Annotated in this window: 6 protein-coding genes; 1 reads left to right on the top strand and 5 read right to left on the bottom strand. The window is 63.6% G+C overall.

The window, feature by feature from the left end:
- Positions 1-320: 320 nt before the first annotated feature.
- From PHS32_RS23750 to PHS32_RS23730, 5 genes are all read right to left on the bottom strand, one after another.
- Positions 321-1217: a hypothetical protein gene (locus PHS32_RS23750; RefSeq protein WP_301082008.1), complete on the bottom strand. Its 897-nt coding sequence runs from the start codon at positions 1215-1217 to the stop codon at positions 321-323.
- Entirely contained in the window at positions 1214-2020 is an 807-nt protein-coding gene (locus PHS32_RS23745; protein WP_301082006.1) for an ABC transporter permease, read from the bottom strand. The genes PHS32_RS23750 and PHS32_RS23745 overlap by 4 nt, the downstream gene beginning before the upstream one ends.
- Entirely contained in the window at positions 2017-2901 is an 885-nt protein-coding gene (locus tag PHS32_RS23740) for an ABC transporter permease (protein WP_301082005.1), read from the bottom strand. The genes PHS32_RS23745 and PHS32_RS23740 overlap by 4 nt, the downstream gene beginning before the upstream one ends.
- Entirely contained in the window at positions 2898-3983 is a 1086-nt protein-coding gene (locus PHS32_RS23735; RefSeq protein WP_301081998.1) for an ABC transporter ATP-binding protein, read from the bottom strand. Before PHS32_RS23735 ends, PHS32_RS23740 begins: the two co-directional genes overlap by 4 nt.
- A 108-nt stretch (positions 3984-4091) precedes the next feature.
- On the bottom strand, positions 4092-5156 hold the full coding sequence (locus PHS32_RS23730; RefSeq protein ID WP_301081995.1) for an extracellular solute-binding protein: 1065 nt from the start codon (positions 5154-5156) through the stop codon (positions 4092-4094).
- Between the two features lie 85 nt (positions 5157-5241).
- On the opposite strand from PHS32_RS23730, the gene PHS32_RS23725 reads away from it, so the two are divergent.
- A partial coding sequence (locus PHS32_RS23725) for a GntR family transcriptional regulator (RefSeq protein WP_301081990.1) occupies positions 5242-5763 on the top strand: 522 nt, incomplete at its 3' end.

Raw genomic sequence — 5763 nt, 5'->3', positions numbered from 1 at the left:
AAGGATGCCAAGGGTCTGGTGATCGGCTACGGCTATGCCACGCTGGCCGATATCGAGCGCTGCGGTCCGCTGCTGGCTCGTGCCGTCTCCGAGACGCTGGAGCGGTTACACAAGCCCGCCTGATGCAGATGCAATCGGTGGTTTGCGCCACTCGCACGCCAACCCCGCATGAAAGATCAGGTTGGTGGGGCGCTCGGCGCAGGTAAAGGAGGAGCCCGCAGGGCGGGGGACACGGAGCTGAGTGCCCCGCCAGCCTGATCCACCCACCATGCCCAACGAGGTTTGGCATGTCACCATCTCGGGCACTCTCAACAGAAGCCCTACCGAACCAAGCTCGACTGCGCGGCGGTCGACAGCGTCAGGCGATGCAGATCCACCAGACCCTGCTGATCCAGCTTCTCGCCGATGTAGCCGCCGGCCAGCAAGAACGCCACCGGCAAGCCACGCTGCCGGCACCAGTCGAACACCATTTCCTCGCGCGCCGCCAGCAGGCTGCGCGTGATGCCGGCCAGACCGCCGTCGGAACAGCCTTCGAACGGGTCCATGCCGGCGTTGTACAAACACAGGTCGAAGTGCGGCCCATCCTGTGCCACCTGGCGCAGACTGCTTTCGATGGCACCCAGGTAAGCGTCGCTGCTGTTGACCAGTTGCAAGCGGCTGCGCTCGCTGCTGTCGTAGCGGTCATAGTCGTCGACCGACACGTCCCATTGCCAGATGCCTGGCTGGTCGCCGATCAGCGAAGCGGTACCGCCGCCGCAATGGGCATCGAGGTCCAGGATCAGCACCGACCTGGCGCCGGCGGCCAGCGCTTCCCGCGCCGCCACCACCAGTCCGTTGAAAGTGCAATAGCCGGCGCCCGCAGCGCGCCGGGCGTGGTGCAGGCCGCTGGAGAGCGAGCCCGCCAGGCCGCTGCGCAAGGCCTCCAGCGCCGCCGCCACGGCGCCACCATTGGACGCCAGCACCATGGGCCACAAGCCGGCGTCCCAGGTAAATTCCTGCGACTGGGCCAGCTCAAGCGGAACGCCTGTTTGCACGGCGCGCAAGTACTCCGGCTCATGCACCTGGGCCAGTTGCTGCCACGACAGCGGCGCCGGCGCCACCAGTTCAAGCTTGGCTATCGGGTCGGTGAGCAGGGAGTCGGCGACCCACTTGGCCTTGCGTGTGGTCTCGAAGGCATAACCGGCGCCCACGTAGTCGGCACTGTAGAAAACTTTCATGGCTGCCGGTCCGTTTCATTGATGCGCCGTCCGACCAGGAACGCCACCGTGATGACGGCCACCGACACCAGCAGGAAGACCGCCGACAAAGCATTGACTTCGGGCGTGACACCGGTGCGTATCATGCCGAAGATGTAGACCGGCAGCGTCGTGGAGCCGGGGCCGGCGACGAAATAGGTGATGACAAAGTCGCCCAAAGAACTGATAAAGGCCAGCAGCGCGCCGGCAAAAATGCCTGGACTCAGCAACGGCAATTCGATCCGCACAAAGCGTTTCCAGGGCGGCGCATAGAGGTCGCTGGCAGCCTCGATCAGGGCCGGGTCCAGTCCGGCCAGGCGCGAGCGGATCGGATAGTAGGCAAAAGGAATACAAAAGACCGTGTGTGCCAGGATCACCGACAGCAGGCCCAGCGGCAGCCCGGCCAGCACGAACAGCATCAGCAAGGCCACCGCAGTCACGATCTCCGGCACCAGCAGCGGCAGGCTGAGCAAGCCCTCCACGGCGCCCCTGTGGAGCGTAGTGGTACGCACCACGCCCAGCGCCGCGGCGGTCGCCGCCATGGTCGCCAGCACGGTGGCAAGGCTGGCAACGATCAGGGAGTTCTTGGCGGCGCGCAGGATGTCGCCGTTGTCCAGCACCGCCAGGTACCACTTGACGCTCAGGCCGCTCCAGATGGTGGTCAGGTCGTTCTCGTTGAAAGACAAGGCCACCAGGGTGATGATGGGAATGTAGAGAAAGACCAGTGCCAGCGCGGCAATGACAGCGTTGGAGCGACTGCTCAGCAGGTTCTGTTCCGGCATCATGCGGTTCGCCCCAGACGGCGTTGCACAAAACGCCACAACAGCAAAGTCAGCAGCAGCACCGCCACCAGCACCAGCGCCAGCGCGGCACCGAACGGCCAGTTGCGCGAGGCGCCGAACTGCGCCTGCACCAGATTACCGATCATCAAGGACTTGCCGCCCCCCAGCAACTCCGGGCTGACGTAGGCGCCCAGGCAGGGAACGAAGACCAGAATGGCGCCGGCCAGAATGCCCGGCATGGCCAGCGGCAGCACCACGCGCGTCAGCACGCGCCAGCGGTCGGCGCCCAGATCGAAAGCGGCTTCGATCAGGCGTTTGTCGATCCGCTCCAGGGCCACGTAGGTCGGCAAAATCATGAATGGCAGAAAGGAATAGGTCAGCCCGATGCCGGTCGCCAGCGGGGTGTACAGAATGTCCAGCGAGTTGCTGGTCAGGCCCAGCCACTGCAGGCTTTGGTCCAGCGTTCCGCCGTTGCGCAGGATCAGGATCCAGGCGAAATTGCGCACCAGCAGATTGGTCCAGAACGGCACCGTCACCAGAAACAGGATGAAGGCCGCGCGCCGGCGCGACAGCGTGGTCATGTACAGCGCCGTCGGCAGGCTGACCAGCAGCGTCAGGATGGTGGTGATGGTCGCCAGCCGGAACGAGCGGGCGAAGATCGCGATGTAGTCGCTGTTGAAGGAGAGCCGTCCCGCCAGGTCGCGCTCGAACAGCAGTTTCTCGTAGGCGACCCCCGTGTGGCTGCCCCACAGCACACCGCCGAAGGGCGCGCGTTCCAGCGTCGAGACGTAGAGCATCAACAGGAGCGGCGCAATCATGAAGACGGCCAGAAACAGCGCCGCCGGCGTCGTCAAGGCCAGATCGCGGGCGCGCACCGTGCTCATGGCGCAAAGACCCGAACCGCGCTGCCCGGTATGGCAAAGCCGATGCGGCCACCAGTCTGCGTGGCCGCCTCCACCGGGCCCGACAAACGCACGCGCAACAAGGTTCCATCCGCCAGTTTGGCGTGCAGCATCAGATCGCTGCCGCTGTAGATCGCCTCCGGCACTTCCGCGCGCAACAGCGCCGAGGCCAGCGGCACCAGGGCAACGCGTTCCGGGCGCACCACCAGCAGCGCTTTGGCGCCCGTCGCAATGCCGTTGGCATCGTCCACCACCAACTCAACCACATCATCGCCGCAGCAGCTCAGACGGAAGCGCCCGCCCGGCCCGCTTCTTTCAACGCAGGTGGCCGGCAGGAAATTGGCGTCGCCTATGAATTCGGCGACGAACAGATTGGCCGGTCGCTCGTAAATATCGTCCGGGCGCCCCATTTGCATCACCTTGCCGTCGCGCATCACCGCGATCCGGTCGGACATCCTTAAGGCCTCTTCCTGGTCGTGCGTGACGAAGACGAAAGTGATGCCGGTGGCGGACTGCAAGCGCTTCAACTCGACCTGCATTTCCTTGCGCAATTTCAGGTCCAGGGCCGACAGCGGCTCATCCAGCAACAGCACTTTGGGTTCCGGTGCCAGGGCACGTCCCAGCGCCACGCGCTGCTGCTGGCCGCCGGAAAGCTGGGCCGGATAGCGCTCGCCCATGCCCTCCAGACGCAGCAAGCGCATCATTTCGGCGACCCGCGTGCGGATGGCATCGCGCGGCCGGCCCAGCATCTCCAGCGCAAACGCCATATTCTGGCTGACCGTCATGTGCGGAAACAGGGCGTAGCTCTGGAACACGGTGTTGACCGGTCGCTGGTTGGGCGGCGTGCGGCCCATGGCGACACCATCGAGTTCGATGCGGCCGGCGTCGGGGTTTTCAAAACCGGCAATCATGCGCAGCAGCGTCGTCTTGCCGCAGCCCGAGGGACCTAACAGCGTGAAAAACTCGTTCTTTCGGATGTCCAGCGACAGATCGGCCAGGGCGGGCTGACTGGCACCGGAGAAAGTCTTGCAAACGCCCGCAATGGCAATGGCGGTATCGGTCATCGGGAACCCATGATAGAAACAAAAGCGAAGCTCAAGAGCCCATTTGAAGCGTTCGAAATGGGCCAGCGGAAGCACAGAAGCGGCCCCCTGGCCGCTTCCCCGTGACGGTCAGCGACGCAGCCGCGTCCAGACGCCGTCGCGCAGTTCACGCGCCTTGACCGAGCAATCCTTGACCGGGCGGAAACGGCTCTTCATGGCTTCCGACGGGTTGATCGCCGGGCTGTTGCGCAGCTCGGCGTCCATGAACGCATCCGAGCCCTTGATGGCGTTGTTGTAGCCACCGAAATTGGAAGCTTCGGCCGCGTTCTTCGGCTCCATCATCCAGTTCATGAAGGTCTTGGCGCTCTCCGGGTTGGGGGCGCCCTTGGGCACGGCAAAATTGTCGCCCCACAGATTCATGCCTTCCTTGGGATAGACGAAAACCGCGGTCGCCAATTTGGCATGCGACTTGTAGGAAGCGCCGTTCCACTGTTGGTGTATCGTGACCTCGCCAGCGGCCATGCGGCCGATGGTGCCGGTGGAGGAATAGATTTTCACGCTGGGTTTTTGTTTTTCCAGCACGTCAAGAATGCGCTGCGCATCGGCCGGGTTCTCGGTGCAGGTGTCGACGCCCAGGTACAACGCGGCGGCGGTGAACATTTCGCCCTGGTCGTTGAGGGCGGCGATCTTGCCGGCGACCTCGGGACGCGGCTCGAAGAATTCCTTCCAGCTGTCGTTGAGCTTGCCACCGGGGACCTTGGCCGAATCGTAGGTGAAGCCGGTCGAACCCCACAGATAGGGCACCGAGTAGTCGCGGTTGGGATCGGTTGCCGGATGATCGTGCGGCGCCGTCACGTTCTTGAAATTGCTCATCTTGGAGGCCTCGACCTTCAACAACAAGCCCGACTTGATCATGGTGCCCAACACCGAGTTGCTGGGCACCACGATGTCGTAGCCGCCACCGCCGGCCTGCAACTTGGCCAGCATCGAATCGTTGCTGTCGTAGGCGTCGATGCTGACCTTGATGCCGGTCTCGGCCTCAAAGCGCTTGAGCAGGTTCGGCGGCACGTAGTTGGCCCAACTGTAGAGGAACAATTGCTTGCTCTGGGCATTGACTGTGGCTGGCAGGCAGCCGACCACAAGGGCCAGCGCCGCCGCCAGATGAAGGCTGTTTTTCAGGGTTTTCAGATTCATAAGTGTCTCCATGTAATTTGGCCGATTGTGCTGGCGCAATTGATTCACAATGGAACCAATTAGACCCGTTGCTTAGTGCCACTTTATGCTCTCCGAATTCTTGTTGACCGAAATTGCGCGCCTGCGTTTGCAGGACAAGCTGCCCCTGCAACGCCAGTTGTACAAAGCCCTGCGGCGTGCCATGCTGGACGGCAAGCTGGCCCCCGGTGATCGCCTGCCGTCCAGCCGCGACCTGAGCCAGGATTTGAAGCTGTCGCGCAACACCGTGATCGCCGCCCTCAACCAGTTAACCGTCGAGGGCTACCTGAGCAGCCATGTCGGCAGCGGTACCTTTGTCAAGGAGCGGGTTCCCAGAACGGTGGCGCGCCGGGCTCCGGCGCCGGAGAACCAGGATGCCAACCTGTCACGCCGTGGCCAGGCCCTGCTGACGACTTTCTGCGCCGCCGAACTGGAGATTTACCCGTTCACACCGGGTATCGTGGACTTCAGCGCCTTCCCGGTGGCGCTCTGGCAGCGTCTGCAGAACAAGCACTGGCGCATGACTTACCCCGATATGCTCGACTACAGCTACTCCGGTGGCTACGCGCCGCTGCGCCGCTCGGTGGCC

The sequence above is a fragment of the Rhodoferax sp. genome, assembly GCF_028714215.1.
GTDB lineage: Bacteria > Pseudomonadota > Gammaproteobacteria > Burkholderiales > Burkholderiaceae_C > Rhodoferax.
This window is presented reverse-complemented; position numbering and strand designations above follow the sequence as displayed.